A 16944-nucleotide genomic window follows, 5' to 3' on the forward strand; every position below is an offset into this window, starting at 1 on the left:
ATCAGGCGCTTGCCAGCACGGTGTCGGGCAGATCCTCCGTCGAGGTGGTTCGGGTGCGGCCGCGGTGGACTGCGCGGGCGAAGAAGGTGAGCGTGGTTCCGACGTAGGCGACCCAGACCAGGAGTTCGAGCCAGGTCGTCGCGGGGGAGAAGTTGAGCGTTCCCTTGAGCAGGGTGCCGTACCAGCTGTCCGGCGGGATGGCGGCGCTCACGTCGAAGGCGATGCTGTGCAGGCCCGGCAGGACGCCGGCCTCCTGCAGGTCGTGCACGCCGTAGGAGAGCACGCCGGCCGCGACGACGATGAGGATGCCGCCGGTCCAGGTGAAGAATTTCGCGAGGTTGATCCGCAGCATCCCCGAGTAGATCAGCCAGCCGAGGCCGGCAGCCGTGACGATGCCGAGGAAGGCGCCGAGGAGCGGCAGGGTGGTCTCCCCGGTCGCCTGCACGGCGGCCCAGAGGAACAGCGCCGTTTCGATGCCCTCCCGGCCGACGGCGATGAAGGCGACGACGACGAGCCCGATGCCGGAGCCGAGCAGGGACTTGTCGATGCTGCCGCGGAGGTGGCTCGAGAGGGTGCGCGCGGTGCGGAGCATCCAGAACACCATCCAGGTCACGAGCCCGGTCGCGGCGATCGAGAGCAGTCCGCCGATCGTCTCCTGGGCCGCGAACGAGAGGCCGTATGTGCCGTAGGTGAGCAGGGCGCCGATGGCGAGCGCGAGGAGCACGGCGAGTCCGACGCCCGCCCAGATTCGCGGCAGAACGTCCTTCCGCCCGATCTTGACGACATAGGCGACGAGGATCGTCACGATGAGTGCGGCTTCGAGGCCCTCACGGAGGCCGATCAGATAGTTTGCGAGCACGGTTTCCTGGTCTTCGGGAGCGGTTGAGTTTGGTAAGGCTATCCTTACTCGAGCGACTCTACCGGCGGTCGGCCGCGAATGTCCAGATATTATTCTGAGGTGGGTGTCCGCCAATCCGACCCTGGGGAGCTCATCGATGGTCATGTCCGGCAGTGCAGAACGCATCGTCTTCGTGCACGACCGTCCCGGCGACGAGGCCTGGTTCACCGGCGGGACCATTGCCCGCCTGCGCGGCGATGACGCAGGGGTCGTCGTGCTCTTCGGCGCCCGGGCGCCGGGTGACACCGGTGACAGCACCTCGGGGGCGAGCTCCGATGTGCGTGCGGCACTCTCCGCACTCGGCGTCAGCGGCTGGCGTGTCCTGCCCCCTTCGACAGACCCCGCCGCGGCCGTGCGCGCCGTGCTCGACGAGGTCCGGGCGACGGCGATCGTGATCGGCGCCCGCAGCGAGCTGCTCCAGGCTGCTGCAGTGGATGCCGCGCACGCCTCCCGGGTGCCGGTCTTCGTGAGTCGCGGGGTCACCGAGGCCATCGGGCAGCGGATCGTCGCGATCGACGTCAGCGACCACATCGAGCAGAAGCTCGCCGCCCTCTCCGCATACCCGGACCGCTGGACCGTTGACGGACGCGTCGTGACGGCCGTCCGTCCCGGGGACCCCGCCGGGTCGGTCACGGGAACCGAAACCTACCTGCGGGCCACACCGCCGCCGGCCGCGCCCGCAGGCCGGGCCGCGGCATCCGCCGTTCAGGCACCGCAGCCCGGAGCGGACCCGGAGGGCGCGGCGAAGCAGCCGTCCCCGGCGGACCCGACAGACCCGGCGGACCCGACAGACCCGGCGGACCCGGCGCCGGCCGGCGCCTTCGCGACCGGAGCGCTGCGCGCCGTCGCGAGCCTCTTCGCTCTCGCCGCCGGCGTGGTCTTCGGGGTGCTCGGCACGGTGGCGCACCAGGCCACCCTCGTGCTCGGCCCCGTGACCCTGCCCGTCGGCCTCATTCTCGCGACACTGGCGGCGAGCGCCCTCCTCGTCGGCCTCCGGCTCGTGCTCGACGACCGGGTGGTCGTGCTCGCGTGCACGATCGGCCTCGTCGGATCGATCTTCCTGTTGTCGCTCAAGAGCACGGGCGGTTCCGTGCTCGTGCCCGCCGGACTGGCCGGCACACTGTGGACGGTGCTGCCGACCCTCGTCGCCTCGCTCGTGCTGGCCTGGCCGCGGCTCCCGCAGCGAAGGGGCCGGTCGGGCCAGGGCGCCTGAGCCAGGGCGCCTGAGCCACGACGCCTGACCCGGGGCGCTTGACCTAGACTGGACGTTCAGCTCGTGAAGGGAGCTCCCCGCTCGTGACCTATGTCATTGCCCTGCCGTGTGTCGACGTGAAAGACCGCGCCTGCGTGGACGAATGCCCGGTCGACTGCATTTACGAGGGCGACCGTTCCCTCTACATCCACCCGGACGAATGCGTCGACTGCGGCGCCTGCGAACCGGTCTGCCCCGTTGAGGCCATCTACTACGAGGACGACGTCCCCGAGCAGTGGGCCGAGTACTACAAGGCCAACGTCGAATTCTTCGATGACATCGGGTCTCCCGGCGGCGCCGCGAAGGTCGGCGTGATCCACAAGGACCACCCGATCATCGCCGTCCTGCCCCCGCAGGTCTGACCGGTCGTGCTCAAGCCGCTCCCTGACTACCCGTGGGACCAGATGGCGCCGTTCGCGGCCCAGGCCCGCGCGCACGCCGACGGCATCGTCGACCTGTCGATCGGCTCGCCCGTCGATCCGACCCCGGACGTCGTGCGCACCGCCCTCGCCGCGGCAACGGATGCCCACGCGTACCCGCAGACCGTCGGCACGCCTGAGCTGCAGGCCGCGATCGTCGACTGGTATGCGCGTCGTCGCGGGGTCGCCGGGCTGACGCCGGCCAACGTGCTCCCCACGATCGGTTCCAAGGAACTCGTCGCCCTCCTGCCCTTCATGCTCGGCCTCGGCGAGGGCGACACCGTCGTCCACCCGCTCGCGGCATACCCCACCTATGCGATCGGCGCCGCGATGGCCGGATGCGACGCGTTCGCCTCCGACGACCCGGCCGCGTGGCCGGCAACGACGAAGCTCATCTGGCTGAACAGCCCGGGAAACCCCGATGGCCGCGTGCTGTCGGTGTCCGAGTTGCGTGCCGCCGTCGCGCGCGCACGGGACCTCGGGGCCGTCATCGTGTCCGATGAGTGTTACGCCGAGCTCGGCTGGGCGGGACCCTGGGCGTCCGAGCCGATTCCCAGCATCCTCGACCCGCGCGTGATCGGCACCGACCGGCGCAACGTGCTCGCGATCTACTCCCTCAGCAAGCAGTCCAACATGGCCGGCTACCGCGGCGCCTTCGCGGCCGGCTGCGCCGACGTGCTCGCCCGCGTGCTCACCGTGCGGAAGCACGCCGGCCTGATGCTCCCGCAGCCGCTCCAGGCCGCGATGGTGGCCGCCCTCGGCGACGACTCCCACGTTGCGGCCCAGCGTGAACGGTACCGGGGCAGGCGAGCCGTGCTGCTGCCGGCGATCGAGGCCGCCGGGTACCGGATCGACAGGAGCGAGGCCGGCCTCTACCTGTGGGCGACGAAGGGGGTCGACTGCTGGCAGTCGATCGCCGAACTCGCCGGCCTCGGCATCCTCGCCGGACCGGGATCCTTCTACGGGGACGGGTACCCGCAGCACGTTCGATTCTCGCTCACGGCGACGGATGAGCGCATCCACGCAGCCGCCGCTCGGCTCCGGTCGCTAGAGTAGCAACTGCCCACGGTGTACCCGGAGCGGGTAACATCGACATTCTTGTGGCACTCCTCCGGTGAAACTGCCGAAAGTTTGGCGGATGCAACAGTAGGTGGTGGGGCCGATTAGGCTGTATCCGCTTGGACGTCTCTAGCCACACCGGTGTGCCATGGCGGCCACCCCCAGTCCGTAAGGCAGTGATTCAGTGACACTCAGTGATATTCAGGGAGGCGCCGTGAGCGACGTCGTACAGCGAACACCGTCCATCGACCCCTTGGGGGCGACGCTCGCCTTCCCAGGGGGCATCGCCGAGTTCCCGATCGCCCACGGGACCGAGGGCCCCTCCGGCATCGATATCTCGACACTGACCCGGCAGACCGGGCTCGTCACCCTGGACTCCGGCTTCGTGAACACCGCGGCGACCCGTTCGGCGATCACGTACATCGACGGCGGCAAGGGCATCCTGCGCTACCGCGGCTACCCGATCGAACAGATCGCCCAGAACTCCAACTTCCTTGAGACCGCGTGGCTGCTCATCTACGGCGAACTGCCGAGCGCAGGCGAGCTCGAGGCCTTCGACAAGCGCATCCGCAAGCACACCCTGCTGCACGAGGACATGCGCCGCTTCTTCGACGTGCTGCCGTTCAACGCGCACCCGATGTCCGTGCTCGCCTCCGGCGTCTCCGCGATGGCCGCGTACTACCAGGACTCGCTCGACCCGAACGACCCGGACCAGGTCGAAATCGCCACGATCCACCTGCTCGCCAAGCTTCCGGTCATGGCGGCGTACGCCCACAAGAAGAGCGTCGGGCAGGCCTTCCTCTACCCGGACAACTCCCTCGGCTACGTCGACAACTTCCTCAAGCTCATCTTTGGGACCCTCGCGGAGCCGTACGAAGTCGATCCCGTGGTGAGCAAGGCGCTCGAACGCCTGCTGATGCTGCACGAAGACCACGAGCAGAACGCCTCGACGTCGACCGTGCGCCTCGTCGGCTCCACCGAGGCCAACCTCTTCGCCTCCGTGTCCGCCGGCATCAGCGCTCTCTCCGGTCCGCTGCACGGCGGCGCGAACGAGGCCGTGCTCAAGATGCTCGGCGAGATCAGGGCCTCCGGCGAGAGCGTGGAGAAGTTCGTCGAACGGGTCAAGAACAAGGAGCAGGGCGTGCGCCTGATGGGCTTCGGCCACCGGGTGTACAAGAACTACGACCCGCGCGCGACCCTCGTCAAGGAGAGCGCCGACGAGGTGCTCGCCGCCCTCGGCGTCAAGGACGACCTCCTCGACATCGCCAAGGAGCTCGAGCACATCGCCCTCAACGACGACTACTTCCGCGAGCGCAAGCTCTACCCCAACGTCGACTTCTACACCGGCGTCATCTACAAGGCGATGGGCTTCCCGACGAGCATGTTCACGGTCCTCTTCGCCGTGGGCCGCCTTCCCGGCTGGGTCGCGCACTGGCGCGAGATGAACGCGGACCCGACGACGAAGATCGGCCGCCCACAGCAGTTGTACACGGGCTCCCCGGCCAGGGACTTCCCCCGCCGCTAGCTGCACACCCGCAGAACGACGGATGCCCGGCACGCGATCGCGTGCCGGGCATCCGCTTTCGTCGGACCAGAGTCAGGCGTGCAACTGCTCGTTCAGGACGATGCCGTTCCCGCTGCGGGCGAGAACCTCGACGGCGCCCGACATCGAGTTGCGTCGGAAGAGCAGGTTCGGCACCCCGGACAGCTCGACGGCCTTCATCGTCTGCATGCGGCCGTCCGCGGTGCGCGGCTGGTCGGGCAGGGACACCTTCGTGCCTGCCGTGACGTAGAGGCCGGCCTCGACGACGGAATCGTCGCCGATCGAGATGCCGATGCCGGAGTTCGCGCCGAGCAGGGCGCGTTCGCCGATACGCACGCGCTCGGTGCCGCCGCCGGACAGTGTGCCCATGATCGAGGCGCCGCCGCCGATGTCAGCGCCGTTGCCGACGACGACCCCCTGCGAAATGCGCCCCTCGACCATGGAGACGCCGAGGGTGCCCGCGTTGAAGTTCACGAAGCCCTCGTGCATGACCGTGGTGCCGGGGGAGAGGTAGGCGCCGAGGCGGACCCGCGAGGCGTCCGCGATCCGCACCCGGTCGGGGGTGACGTAGTTCAGCAGCGGCGGGAACTTGTCAACGCCGCTGGCCTGGATGCCCGCGCGCTGCAAGGCCGGGCGCAGCCGGTCGAAGTCGGCGGGCAGCATCGGGCCGGCGTTCGTCCACACCACGACGGGCAGGTGGCCGAAGATGCCCTCGAGGTTGATGGTGTTGGGCCTGACGAGCAGGTGCGAGAGCAGGTGCAGCCGCAGGTAGGCATCCGCGGTGCCGGCCGGCGGCGCGGTGAGGTCGATCTCGATCGTCACGGTCTCGAGGCGCACGGCACGCCGCGGGTCCGCCCCGGCGAGTTCGGTGACCGAGGCGGGCACGATCCACCGGTCGCGGCCGGCGGGCAGCGAGCCGAGCAGGGGAGCGGGGAACCAGGTGTCGAGGACCGTGCCGTCCTCGGCGACGGTGGCCAGGCCGTAGCCCCAGGCGGTGGTGGGGACGGCGGACTGCGGGGACTCTGTCTCGGTCATTCCTCTAGATTAGTAGGGTGCCTTCGACCCCCCAGCCCGTGTCCGTGCCCGCATCCCCGCCGGTGAACCCGTACGTGAACCCCGCACCGGATGCAGCAGGCACCCGCCGCGCCGGCCAGCTCGACCTCGCCGCGTCCTCCGTTTCGATCACGCAGGCGATCTGCGACATCGAGTCCGTCTCCGGTGATGAGACCCCCCTTGCGGACGCCGTCGAGCAGGCGCTCACCGGATTCGCGCACCTCGAGGTCATCCGCGACGGTGACACGGTCGTCGCGCGCACCCGCCTCGGCCGCGACCGGCGGGTCATCATCGCCGGCCACCTCGACACCGTCCCGGTCAACGACAACCTGCCGACCCGGTTCGAGACCGTCGACGGCGTCGAGCACCTGTGGGGCCGCGGCACGGTGGACATGAAGGCCGGCGTCGCCGTTCAGCTGAAGCTCGCCGCCGAGCTCACAGACCCCGGCCTCGACGTGACCTGGATGTGGTACGACCACGAGGAGGTCTCCGACGAGCTCAACGGCCTCGGCCGGCTCGCCCGGAACCGCCCCGACCTCTTCGAGGGCGACTTCGCCATCCTCGGCGAACCCAGCAACGGCCAGGTCGAGGGCGGCTGCAACGGCAACCTGCGGTTCGAGGTGCGCACCCACGGGCTGCGCGCGCACTCCGCCCGCAGCTGGGTGGGCGAGAACGCCATCCACAAGGCCGCACCGATCCTCGCCATCCTCGCCGGCTACGAGCCTCGCTCCGTCGAGGTCGAGGGCCTCGTCTACCGGGAGGGCCTGAACGCCGTCGGGATCAGCGGCGGCATCGCCGGCAACGTCATCCCCGACGAGTGCCTGGTGCACATCAACTACCGCTTCGCCCCGAGCCGCAGCTCCGCGGAGGCCCTCGAGCACGTGCGCGAACTGTTCGCCGGGTACGAGATCACCGTCGTCGACCGCGCGGAGGGCGCGCGCCCGGGACTCGACGCCCCGCTCGCGCAGGAATTCCTCGCCTTCGTCGGAGCCGAAGCCCGGCCCAAGTACGGCTGGACGGACGTCGCCCGGTTCTCCGCCCTCGGCATCCCTGCCGTCAACTACGGGCCCGGCGACCCGCTCAAGGCCCACGCCGACGACGAGCGCGTCGCCGTGCACCAGATCACGGACTGCGAGGTCGCCCTCCGGTCCTGGCTGACCGCCACCCCGGGCCGGAAGCTCTAGCCGTGGCCGCGGAGGCCCCGCCTCGTCCTCCGAGGGGGAGACCGCCGCGCTCGCTGCGCGGGACGTCGCCAACGCCGCGGGTCCCACCGTCCCAGGCGCTGCAGCGGATGCTGCCGGCCCGCTGGCGGGCCCGCGCCCGGCTGGCCCCATGGTGGGCCGGTGTCGCCGGCATCTGGGTGCTGTCCCGCGTTGTGACGACCACCCTCGTCCTGATCCTGGCGCGCGTCCAGGGCGCGAACCCGTGGACCGGCGCCAGCCCGGGTTACTTCGACTTCGCCAACATCTGGGACGCCCGCTGGTACAACATCGTCGCCGTGTCCGGCTACCCGGCGGTGCTGCCCGTCACGAGCACCGGCCACATCGGCGAGAACGCGTGGGCGTTCCTGCCCGGCTACCCCGCCGTCGTGCGCGTCCTGATGTTCCTCACAGGGGCGCCGTGGGCGCCGGCCGCCGTGGTCGTCTCGCTCGCCTTCAGCCTCGGGGCCACCCTGGTCTTCTACCGGCTGATGCTGCGCGTCCAGGGCCGCGGCACCGCACTGTTCGCCGTCGTGCTGTTCTGCGTCGCGCCCCTGACCCCGATCCTGCAGTTCGGCTACGCCGAGGCGATGTACCTCTTCTTCCTCACCCTCGCCCTCCTGCTGCTCCTCGAACGGCGCTACGTGCTGCTGTTCCCCGTGGTCGCGGTGATGGCGTTCACCCGGCCGAGCGGCCTCGCCTTCGCCCTCGCACTCGGGTTCCACATCGTGCATCGCTGGCTGACCCGTCGCAGCGACCCGTTCCCAGCGGCAGAACGCCTCACCGCTGCATCCGTCACCGTCTTCAGCGCCCTCAGCGGCTTCGCCTGGCCGCTCATCGCCTGGATCGCGACCGGCTCGGCGACCGCATACACCGACACCGAGCTCGCCTGGCGGTCCTCGTACATCGGCTACCAGGAACTCGTGCCCTTCACAGCCTGGTTCCAGGGCGGGATCTGGTGGCTCGGCACACCGCTCGGCATCGTCGTGGTGCTCGCGCTCGTCGTCGGCTTCGCCGTCCTGCTGTTCACTCCCGCGGTCCGCCGGCTCGGCGTGGACCTGAGATTCTGGCTCGCCGCATACGGGCTCTACCTCTTCGCGGTCTTCTTCCCGCAATCGAGCACCTTCCGGCTGCTGATGCCGATGTTCCCGGTGCTCGGCGCGATCGCGCAGCCGAAACGGCTCTGGTACCGGATCGGGATCGTGGTGCTGTGCGTCCTCGGCCAGTGGGGGTGGCTGCTGATCTGCTGGGGCGTCGACGGTAAGGACTGGACGCCGCCCTAACCGTGCGCGACCGCCTTCGTTACCCGCCCGGACCTCGTGAATTTTCGTCTCGGGCCGCGATGGTCGATAATAGAAGTTCAGACGAATGAGTGGAAGGGGAGTTCATGGCGGCCATGAAGCCACGGACCGGAGACGGGCCAATGGAGGCTGTAAAGGAGGGGCGCCTGATCATTGTGCGTGTTCCGCTCGAGGGCGGAGGACGACTCGTCGTCTCTGTGAACGACGCGGAAGCCAAGGAGCTTCACGATGCACTCGCTGGCGTAGTACGCCCGGTTGCCTAGCGTCGGAGATCACGTCTCCACCTCGTAACCGAGGAGAATTACGGATCGGCCGTGCAGCCCTGCTGCGCGGCCGATCTTTTTCGTGCCGGTGCGCTACGCGCGGAGCTTGGTGATCTGCAGCAGGCCGTCGCCGACGGGCGACAGGGCGCTGATCACGGCGGTCGAGCCGCTGATCTCGCTCAGCAGGGTGCGGAAGCCGGTGGCGACCTCGTCGCGCTGCGCCGGGTTCGCGACGCGGCCGCGCCAGAGGGCGTGGGCCACGAGCACGGTTCCGCCCGGCCGGGCCAGCCGCAGCCCGTGCTCGACGTATTCGATGACCGACTGCGGGTCGGCGTCGATGAAGACGATGTCGTACGAGTTCTCGTTCATCCGGGGGAGGACATCCGCTGCCTTGCCCGTGATCAGCCGTACCCGGTTCGCCGGGATCTTCGCCTCCGTGAACAGGGCGCGGGCGTGCTGCTGGTGGTCGACCTCGGTGTCGATCGAGGTGAGGGTAGCCCCTGGCGCCCCGGTCAGGAGCCAGATGCCGGAGACGCCGGCCCCCGTGCCGACCTCGAGGATGCTGCGTGCTCCGGTCGCTGCGGCGATCACGGCCGACTGGGCACCGACCGCCGGGGAGATCGCGTCGATGCCGAGCTCGAGCGACTGCTGGCGCGCCCGGATGACGGCCTCGCTCTCAACGACAGAGTCGTCGGAAAACTTCCAGTTCAAATCTTTGTCAGACACGGTGCAACTCCAGTTTTGTATGGGTCCAGCTTAAGGGGGCTCCCCGCCGGTCGGCGGAGGCCCCGCCGCGCGTTATCCTCAACCTATGCTTGGTTTGACGTTCGAGAAGCTCCTCCTGGTCGGGATCGTCGCCGTCTTCCTGCTCGGACCCGAGAAGCTTCCCCACTACGCGGCCCAGCTCGCCCGGCTCGTCCGGCAGCTCCGGGACCTGGCCAACGGCGCCAAGGAACGCATGCGCGACGAGATGGGCCCCGAATTCGACGACGTCGACTGGAAGAAGCTCGACCCGCGCCAGTACGACCCGCGCCGGATCATCCGTGAGGCCCTCATCGAGGATGAACCGGTCAAGGAGCAGTCCGCCGTCGTGTCCCGGGTGTCGCCGAACCCGAACGGCGCATACCTGTCCAGGAAGCGGGCGAAGGAGAACGCCCTCGCGCCGGCGGAACCCGCTCCGTTCGACTCGGAGGCCACGTAGCAGCACCCGACAACGGCCGTCCGCTCAGGCACGGGCCTGCACGGGCCGTTCGGCGCCGAGCTGCGCCGCGAGAGCGTTCGCCGATGCGCGCAACCGCAGCGTGAGCGCGCCGAGTTCGGCTGTCCCCCACTCCCCGATCACGGCGACACCGAGGGCGGCGATCACGCCGGGCGCCCGCACCGGGACCGCGAGGCACGCGTTGCCGTGGGCCGCTCCCTGGTGCGTGCCGCGGGCATCCGCCGGGCGGGGGAGCGTGACCGTGCCATAGAGGTGCGTTGCCGTGTGTGTGCCGGCGGGCGTGCCCGCGTTCGTCACGCTCGCCGGGCTTGCCAGGTGCGCAGCGTTCGAACCGTTTGCGGCGTATGCGGCATGGGCAGCGTGCGCGGCGGGGATGCCACGGGCGTCTGGAGCCCCCGGCGCGGCGTGGGCCCCCGGCGGACGGCCGTGCGCGGCGAGGAAGTCGGCGCGCTGCTCGCGGCTGAGCTGGGAGAGGATCTGGCGGCCGAGTGCGGAGGCGTACGGGCTGGCGCTGAGCCCTGTCCACGGCTCGGATCTCGGGGTGCCCGCGGCGTCGACGATGTCGATGAGGCCCACCCTCCCGTCGCTGAAGCGCGCGAGGTACGCCGTCGCGCCGTTCTCCCCGGCAACCTGGCGGAGGGTGTGGCGCACCCGGGCGAGAAAGACGCCGGCGTCTGCGTCGCGGAGGCTCGGGAACCGGAGCCCGAGGACGAGGCCGTCGGGCTCCGTGCCGAGATAGCCCTCGTGCACGAGGGTCCTGGTCAGGTTGTACGCCGTGCCGAGGCTGAGCCCCGAGGCCTGGGCGACCGCCTTGACGGGCATCGGCCGGGGGGCGCCCGAGACGATGTCAACGATCCTCAGGGCGCGCTGGACCGAGGAAATGAGGGTGCGGTGTTCCAGCGCCATCCCGCTCCTAACCTGTCGCCCGCGACTGTTCGGAACAGGATAGACAGACTCGCCCGCGCCGGATAGAGCCATCCGGGTCGTTCTGGCTCCTAGGCTGTCATCACGCGAACGAAAGGTCGGGGATGGCGAAGAAGAAACCCACACCAGGCAGGATCCGCAAGGCCGAATACAACGCCGAGCTGCGCAGGCTGCAGACGGAGCTCGTCGCCATGCAGGAGTGGGTGCGCGAGTCGGGCGCCCGCATCGTCGTGATCTTCGAGGGCCGCGATGCTGCGGGCAAGGGCTCGGCCATCAAACGGGTCACGGAGTACCTGAATCCGCGGATCGCCCGGATCGTCGCGCTGCCGGTGCCGACAGACCGTGAGCGTGGCCAGTGGTATTTCCAGCGGTACATCGAGCACCTGCCGTCGACGGGGGAGATGGTGCTGATGGACCGCTCCTGGTACAACCGGGCCGGCGTCGAACGCGTGATGGGGTACTGCACCCCCGACGAGTACCGCCGGTTCCTGCACCAGGCGCCCCTCTTCGAGCGGATGCTGGTCGAGGACGGGATCCTCCTCGTCAAGTATTGGTTCTCCGTATCCGACCACGAGCAGGAGGCCCGGTTCCGCTCGAGGCTCAAGGACCCGATGCGTCGCTGGAAGCTCTCGGAGACCGACCTGCTCTCGATCACGAAGTGGGTGGACTACTCCAAGGCCAAGGATGAGATGTTCGTGCACACCGACATCGCCGAGGCGCCCTGGTGGGTCGTCGAGAGCGAGGACAAGCTCGCGGCCAGGCTCAACATGATCAACCATCTGCTCTCGATCGTGCCGTACGAGCACCGTGAACCGCCGCGGGTCTCGATTCCGCATCGGCCGCAGGGCGCCGACTACGAGCGTCCGCCGCGCGAACTCAACCGCACCGTCCCCGACCATGCGGCTACGCTCGGTGGAGCCGGTGACGCGTCCGGATAGCAGCTGCTAGGCGGCGGGGGATTCGTCCGTTAGAGTAGGCCATCCGGAGGGGGAGCTCATGGGTACGTTGTTGTACGGCAGTCCAGGAATTGTGGTCAGTTTTGAGGATCGTGCCCTGATGCACCTGCAGATCGTCATTACGACGAAACTGCGGCGCAGGGAGGGCTTCATTTTTTCGTGGACGGAGTCGGCCGATGACGAGACCGAGAGCGGGCGCAGCGCCATCTGGCTCGATGCCAGCAGCACACTCTATTACCGCTATTCGGTCAGCCGGGTGCCGAACATCAACCGGGACTGGATCGAGCGGCTGATGGTGTCGGCGAACAGCGCGGGCGGCCTGTTCTTCTCCGTGGAACCGCCGCCGGTCGTCCCTGTCCTGAAATCACGATCCTGACACTCGTTCCACGACCGTTCGCTCCTGGCTCTCCTGCTCGTTCCTGACGCACTCACGTTTCGAAGACACCGTCGCTGATGAAGGGTATCCGTGTTAGTCCGATCCCTGGCCGCCCCGTGGGAGGCCGGACTCTCCCCGGCCCAGTACCAGCTCATCTGCTATTTCGTGGGGATGGGCGCCCTGTGCTTCTTCGTGGGTTTCCTGCGGGCCTGGGTGACCCGGGGGGAGGTCGGCGCCCGGTACCGGACCGCCGTTGTCGCGCGGCTCGGCATCATGAGCGCCATGTTCCTGTCCTACCTCATCCTCCTGTCCGGTCTTCTCTTCGGGTATACCCGTGAAGGCGCGGAGTTCGTGCCCAACGGGCTTGCGCTCCTCACCTTCGGCGTGCGCTACGTCGAGTGGTCGGTTGCGGTTCCCCTCGTCGTCATCGAGCTCCTCGCCGTGTGCGTCGTCCTCGGCGGCGTGGCCCGGCGCATCCGCCTGATCGCGATGGCCGGCGGTTTCTTCATGGTGTTCCTGGCGTACCTGGGCGCGATCGTCGCCTCGGGGGGCACGGATGCCGCCGCGCTCGTCGGGTGGGGGATCGCCGCCGGAGTGTTCTGGCTGGCGACGACGGCCCTGCTCGCGAGCGTGGTGCGGCGCTCCCTGCCCGTGCTCACGGTGGATTCGGCCGCACTGCTGCGCTCCGCGACCATCCTGCTGCTGTCCTCGTGGGCGGTGTACCCGATCGTGTACGCGATGCCGCTCGTCGGCTCCGGTGGGACGCTCGTCGTGGTCATGCAGATCATGCTCACCGTCGCCGACATCGTCGCGAAGATCTGGTTCGGCGGCGTGCTCCACCGCGTGGCCAAGCTCCGGACCGCGGAGGACGTCCGTGCGGGCCGTGACGTTCACCCGGAGGCGATCTGGATCTCCTCGGTCAAGCAGTCCGATGCCGGGAAGCCGCGGGAGGTGTACCTCGCCGCCGGTGCGGCCGTGCACGTGCGGCGTCCGCAGCCGCCGACGAGTACGGCCGCGCCGACCTCGCAGCCCGAACTGTTCGCGGACCCGCAGCCCGAGCTGTTCGCCGACCTCGAGCCCTAGCGTCGTCCCGACCCTGAGGTGTCGCACATCGACGTTCGCGGGCCGTGTGAACGTCGATATGCGACACCTCACGCCCGGGCGCGCGGCGCGGTGACCGGCGTTATTTGAGGGAGACGCCGAGGCTGCGGCCGGAGAGGCCGCGGGCGCGGGAGAACAGCCGCTCGGCGACCGCGTCGATCGCGAGGGCCGCCGGGTCGAGCGGGTCGCTCAGCACGACCGGGCGACCGTCGTCGCCGCCGGTGCGGAGCGGAACGCTGAGAGGGACGCTCGCCAGGAGCGGCACCGGCGTGTCCTGGCCGGCCGAGAGTCGCCGCGCGACCTCGGCTCCGCCTCCGGCGCCGAAGAGCTCGAGCAGGCTGCCGTCTGGCTGGAGGGCGCCGGACATGTTCTCGATCACGCCGAAGATGGTCTGCCCGGTCTGGCGGGCGACGACGCCGCTGCGTTCGGCGATGTCCGCCGCGGCGGGCTGCGGGGTCGTCACGACGATGACCTCGGCCTGGGGCAGCAGCTGACCGATCGAGATCGCCACGTCGCCGGTCCCTGGCGGGAGGTCGAGCAGGAGCACGTCGAGGTCGCCGAAGTAGACCTCGGTGAGGAACTGGGTGATCGTCCGGTGCAGCATCGGCCCGCGCCAGGCGACCGCGACGCCGCCGTCCTCCACGAACATGCCGATCGAGATGACCTTCACGTCGTAATTGATCGGCGGCAGGATCATGTCGCCGACCCTGGTCGGTTTGACCGCTGTCCCCTTGGCGCCGTCGACGCCGGGCGTGACGAGGCCGAGCAGTCCGGGAATGGAGAAACCGTAGACATCCGCGTCGACGACGCCGACCTTGAGGCCGCGGCCGGAGAGCGCGACGGCGAGGTTCGCCGTGATCGTCGACTTGCCGACGCCGCCCTTGCCGCTCGTCACGAGGTAGACCCGGGTGAGGGAACCCGCACCGAACTGCGTCGTGCGCGCGGCCGCGCCGCCGCGGAGTTTCTCGGTCATCGTGCGGCGCTGCTCACGGGTCATCACGCCGACCGACACGGTCACGTGTCCTGGACCGGCGACGGACTCTGCCGTCTCGAGCACGTCCCGTTCGATCTGGCGTGCGGCGGGGCATCCGGCGATCGTGAGCAGCAGGTCGACGGTGGTGTGCCCGTTCCCGGTGTGCACCCCGGCGACCATGCCGAGCTCGGTGATCGGCTTGCGGATCTCCGGGTCGATCACCCGGGAGAGCGCAGCGCCGACCCTGGCGTCGATCCCGGCGGGGTCGGCGGTTGCCGTACCCGGTGCCAGGGGCGAGTCAGCGGCCAATCGGGGGTCGCTCCTCGATGGTCCTGGCGGATGCCGGGGGTGAGGCGGGCATTGCCGGTGCGGCTGATGGTGCGGGTACGGCTGACGCAGCTGGTGCGGTTGTGGGTTCGACGCCCCGTGCCGTCGCCTGCGCCGTGGCTGTTGCCCTGTCCTGGCCTGCCTCGCGGTCGTGGTCGTGGTCGTGGTCGATTTCCCGCTCGCGGTCGCCCTTGCGGGAGCGTTTGCGGCTGCGCTTCTCCTCGTCCTCACGCTGTTCGAGGTTCTCGAGCAGGGCGCGGAGTTCGCTGCGGAGGAAGTCGCGGGAGGCGAGGTCCTTCATGCCGAGGCGGAGGGCGACGACCTCGCGGGCGAGGTACTCGGTGTCGGCGAGGTTGCGTTCGGCGCGCTGCCGGTCCTGTTCGAACTGGACCCTGTCGCGGTCGTCCTGACGGTTCTGCGCGAGCAGGATCATCGGGGCGGCATAGGAGGCCTGCATCGAGAGCACGAGGGTGAGTGCGATGAAGCCGAGCGCGACGGAGTCGAAGCGCCATGCGACGGGGGCGAGGGTGTTCCAGCCCATCCAGAAGAGAACGAAAAGCGTGAGCCCGAGCAGGAACCACGGGGTGCCCATGCCGCGGGCGATGGCCTCTGTCAGCCGGCCGAAACGGTCGCTCGACGGCCGGTCGCGGTTGCGATTGCGGTTCCTGGTTCGCGACAGGGGAGCGACGCGCAGGCCCTTGGGCGAGTCGAGGCGTTGATCCGAGCGATCACTTCGGGCCATTGCCGGTCCTCCGTCCGTGTGGCAGCGGGATGCTTCCCGTCTTCAGCTCGCTGCGGGCGGCTGCCCGGCGGCGTACATCGTCATTGCCGTCGTGACTTCGCCAGTCGTCTGGCAACAGGTAGTCGAGGACATCGTCAATTGTCACCACCCCGACGAGTCGGTGGTTGTCGTCGACAACGGGAACGGAGACGAGGTCGTAGCTCGCGAGGATCCGGGTGACCTCCGCGGCCGAGGTGTCTGCGGTGACGGGGTCGAGACCCTGGTCGAGCAGCGTGCCGAGGCGCTCGTGCGGCGGGTAGCGCAGCATCCGCTGGAAATGCACCATGCCGAGGAAACGGCCGGTCGGCGGCTCGTACGGCGGGAGGGTGACGCAGATCGCAGCTCCGAGCGCTGGCGCGAGGTCGTGGCGGCGGATCAGGGCGAGGCCCTCTGCGACGGTCGCGTCGGCGGAGACGATGATGGGCTCCGTCGTCATCAGGCCACCGGCCGTGTCCGGCGCGTAGGTGAGCAGGAAGCGCACGTCGTCGGCTTCCTCCGGCTCCATCAGGTCGAGCAGCTGCTCGCCGTGTTCCTCAGGCAGCTGGGCGATGAGGTCGGCTGCGTCGTCCGGCTGCATGTGGTCGAGCACGTCGGCGGCGCGGGCGTCGCCGAGCCGGGTGAGGATGGCGACCTGTTCGGTCTCCGGCATCTCCTCGAGGACGTCGGCGAGGCGGCCGTCGGGAAGCTCGCTCGCGACCTCGTGCATCCGCTCGGGCGGAAGGTCGAGCATCGTGTTGGCGAGGTCGGCGGGCTTGAGGTCGGAATAGGTCGCGATGAGCTGCTCGGCGGACTGGGCCTGGCCGACGGTGGTCTTCTCGCGGACGTCGCTCCAGGTGGCGAACGTCGTCGCGCCCTTCGCGAAGAGGGACACGCTCGCCTTGGGACGGCGGACGAAGAGCTGGGCGATCTCCCAGGCTCCCTGCTTGGTCTCCTCGATCGACACGTCCTCGACGGTCGCCTCGCCGGAGCCGTCGTTGAAGATGACCTCGCGGCCCAGGAGCTCGGCAATGACGCGGACCTCGCCGCCGCGCTGTTCGAAGCGGCGCACGTTGATCAGGCCGGTCGTGATGATCTGGCCGGAGCCGATGCTCGTGACCCGGCTCATCGACACGAAGACGCGGCGCTTGCCCGGGATTTCCACAATGAGTCCGACCGCGAGGGGCGGATCGTCTTTTCGGTAGACCACGAGCACGTCACGGACTTTGCCGACGCGGTCGCCCGCGGGGTCGAAGACGGAACACCCGGCCAATCGGGCGACGAAGACTCTGGTGGCAGTCACGTTACAAATGTAGGCCACCTG

Annotated in this window: 17 protein-coding genes and 1 pseudogene; 11 read left to right on the forward strand and 7 right to left on the reverse strand. The window is 69.4% G+C overall.

Annotated elements, in window-relative coordinates; genetic code table 11:
* Position 1 precedes the first annotated feature (1 nt).
* Positions 2 to 859, reverse strand: coding sequence for an iron uptake transporter permease EfeU (gene efeU, locus E3O39_RS02700; protein ID WP_134449536.1), 858 nt, complete (start codon positions 857 to 859; stop codon positions 2 to 4).
* Positions 860 to 962: 103 nt separating this feature from the next.
* On the opposite strand from efeU, the gene E3O39_RS02705 reads away from it, so the two are divergent.
* The 4 genes from E3O39_RS02705 (at position 963) to E3O39_RS02720 (ending at position 5153) form a co-directional block, all read left to right on the forward strand.
* Entirely contained in the window at positions 963 to 2111 is a 1149-nt protein-coding gene (locus tag E3O39_RS02705; protein ID WP_134449537.1) for a PIG-L deacetylase family protein, read from the forward strand.
* Positions 2112 to 2194: 83 nt separating this feature from the next.
* Positions 2195 to 2512, forward strand: coding sequence for a ferredoxin (gene fdxA / locus E3O39_RS02710; protein ID WP_104099174.1), 318 nt, complete (start codon positions 2195 to 2197; stop codon positions 2510 to 2512).
* Positions 2513 to 2518: 6 nt separating this feature from the next.
* Positions 2519 to 3625 carry a succinyldiaminopimelate transaminase gene (gene dapC, locus E3O39_RS02715; RefSeq protein ID WP_255454132.1) on the forward strand — a complete coding sequence of 369 codons (1107 nt, stop codon included), beginning with the start codon at positions 2519 to 2521 and terminating at the stop codon, positions 3623 to 3625.
* A 217-nt stretch (positions 3626 to 3842) separates the two neighbouring features.
* Positions 3843 to 5153, forward strand: coding sequence for a citrate synthase (locus E3O39_RS02720; RefSeq protein WP_198413359.1), 1311 nt, complete (start codon positions 3843 to 3845; stop codon positions 5151 to 5153).
* Positions 5154 to 5225: 72 nt separating this feature from the next.
* Here the strand turns inward: E3O39_RS02720 and dapD are convergent, their stop codons facing one another.
* On the reverse strand, positions 5226 to 6206 hold the full coding sequence (gene dapD, locus E3O39_RS02725; protein ID WP_134449538.1) for a 2,3,4,5-tetrahydropyridine-2,6-dicarboxylate N-succinyltransferase: 981 nt from the start codon (positions 6204 to 6206) through the stop codon (positions 5226 to 5228).
* Positions 6207 to 6280: 74 nt separating this feature from the next.
* Here dapD and dapE point away from each other — a divergent pair, with 74 nt between their 5' ends.
* The 3 genes from dapE (at position 6281) to E3O39_RS02740 (ending at position 8987) form a co-directional block, all read left to right on the forward strand.
* Entirely contained in the window at positions 6281 to 7408 is a 1128-nt protein-coding gene (dapE, locus tag E3O39_RS02730; protein ID WP_134449625.1) for a succinyl-diaminopimelate desuccinylase, read from the forward strand.
* Between the two features lie 107 nt (positions 7409 to 7515).
* Positions 7516 to 8706 carry a hypothetical protein gene (locus E3O39_RS02735; RefSeq protein ID WP_134449539.1) on the forward strand — a complete coding sequence of 397 codons (1191 nt, stop codon included), beginning with the start codon at positions 7516 to 7518 and terminating at the stop codon, positions 8704 to 8706.
* A 104-nt stretch (positions 8707 to 8810) separates the two neighbouring features.
* A complete protein-coding gene (locus E3O39_RS02740) occupies positions 8811 to 8987 on the forward strand; it encodes a DUF3117 domain-containing protein (protein WP_134449540.1) in 177 nt (58 codons plus the stop codon).
* A 93-nt stretch (positions 8988 to 9080) separates the two neighbouring features.
* Here the strand turns inward: E3O39_RS02740 and E3O39_RS02745 are convergent, their stop codons facing one another.
* Positions 9081 to 9713, reverse strand: coding sequence for an O-methyltransferase (locus E3O39_RS02745; RefSeq protein ID WP_134449541.1), 633 nt, complete (start codon positions 9711 to 9713; stop codon positions 9081 to 9083).
* Positions 9714 to 9798: 85 nt separating this feature from the next.
* On the opposite strand from E3O39_RS02745, the gene E3O39_RS02750 reads away from it, so the two are divergent.
* Positions 9799 to 10188, forward strand: coding sequence for a Sec-independent protein translocase TatB (locus E3O39_RS02750; protein WP_134449542.1), 390 nt, complete (start codon positions 9799 to 9801; stop codon positions 10186 to 10188).
* 24 nt (positions 10189 to 10212) lie between these two features.
* Here the strand turns inward: E3O39_RS02750 and E3O39_RS02755 are convergent, their stop codons facing one another.
* The gene (locus E3O39_RS02755) at positions 10213 to 11112 is read right to left on the reverse strand and encodes a helix-turn-helix domain-containing protein (protein WP_134449543.1); all 900 of its coding nucleotides are present in this window, start codon (positions 11110 to 11112) and stop codon (positions 10213 to 10215) included.
* A gap of 122 nt (positions 11113 to 11234) precedes the next feature.
* On the opposite strand from E3O39_RS02755, the gene ppk2 reads away from it, so the two are divergent.
* From ppk2 to E3O39_RS02770, 3 genes are all read left to right on the forward strand, one after another.
* Positions 11235 to 12068, forward strand: a complete 834-nt coding sequence (ppk2, locus tag E3O39_RS02760) for a polyphosphate kinase 2 (protein ID WP_174774610.1) — start codon at positions 11235 to 11237, stop codon at positions 12066 to 12068.
* Positions 12069 to 12126: 58 nt separating this feature from the next.
* Positions 12127 to 12462 (forward strand): ATP-dependent DNA ligase, encoded by a 336-nt coding sequence (locus E3O39_RS02765; RefSeq protein ID WP_134449544.1) that lies wholly within the window; start codon positions 12127 to 12129, stop codon positions 12460 to 12462.
* Between the two features lie 90 nt (positions 12463 to 12552).
* Complete coding sequence (locus E3O39_RS02770; protein WP_134449545.1) at positions 12553 to 13545, forward strand: bacteriorhodopsin; 993 nt, start codon at positions 12553 to 12555, stop codon at positions 13543 to 13545.
* A gap of 100 nt (positions 13546 to 13645) precedes the next feature.
* On the opposite strand, the gene E3O39_RS02775 is transcribed toward E3O39_RS02770, so the two are convergent.
* The 3 genes and pseudogenes from E3O39_RS02775 to E3O39_RS02785 form a co-directional block, all read right to left on the reverse strand.
* Positions 13646 to 14845 (reverse strand): P-loop NTPase, encoded by a 1200-nt coding sequence (locus E3O39_RS02775; RefSeq protein WP_134449546.1) that lies wholly within the window; start codon positions 14843 to 14845, stop codon positions 13646 to 13648.
* A 235-nt stretch (positions 14846 to 15080) separates the two neighbouring features.
* A pseudogene (locus tag E3O39_RS02780) lies at positions 15081 to 15605 on the reverse strand (DUF1003 domain-containing protein); the annotation flags it as partial.
* Entirely contained in the window at positions 15592 to 16923 is a 1332-nt protein-coding gene (locus E3O39_RS02785; RefSeq protein WP_134449548.1) for a magnesium transporter MgtE N-terminal domain-containing protein, read from the reverse strand. The pseudogene E3O39_RS02780 and the gene E3O39_RS02785, both read right to left, overlap by 14 nt.
* Positions 16924 to 16944 lie beyond the last annotated feature (21 nt).

Origin of the sequence: Cryobacterium sp. MDB2-A-1, assembly GCF_004402675.1 — a bacterium.
In the GTDB taxonomy this organism is placed as follows: Bacteria; Actinomycetota; Actinomycetes; order Actinomycetales; family Microbacteriaceae; genus Cryobacterium; species Cryobacterium glucosi.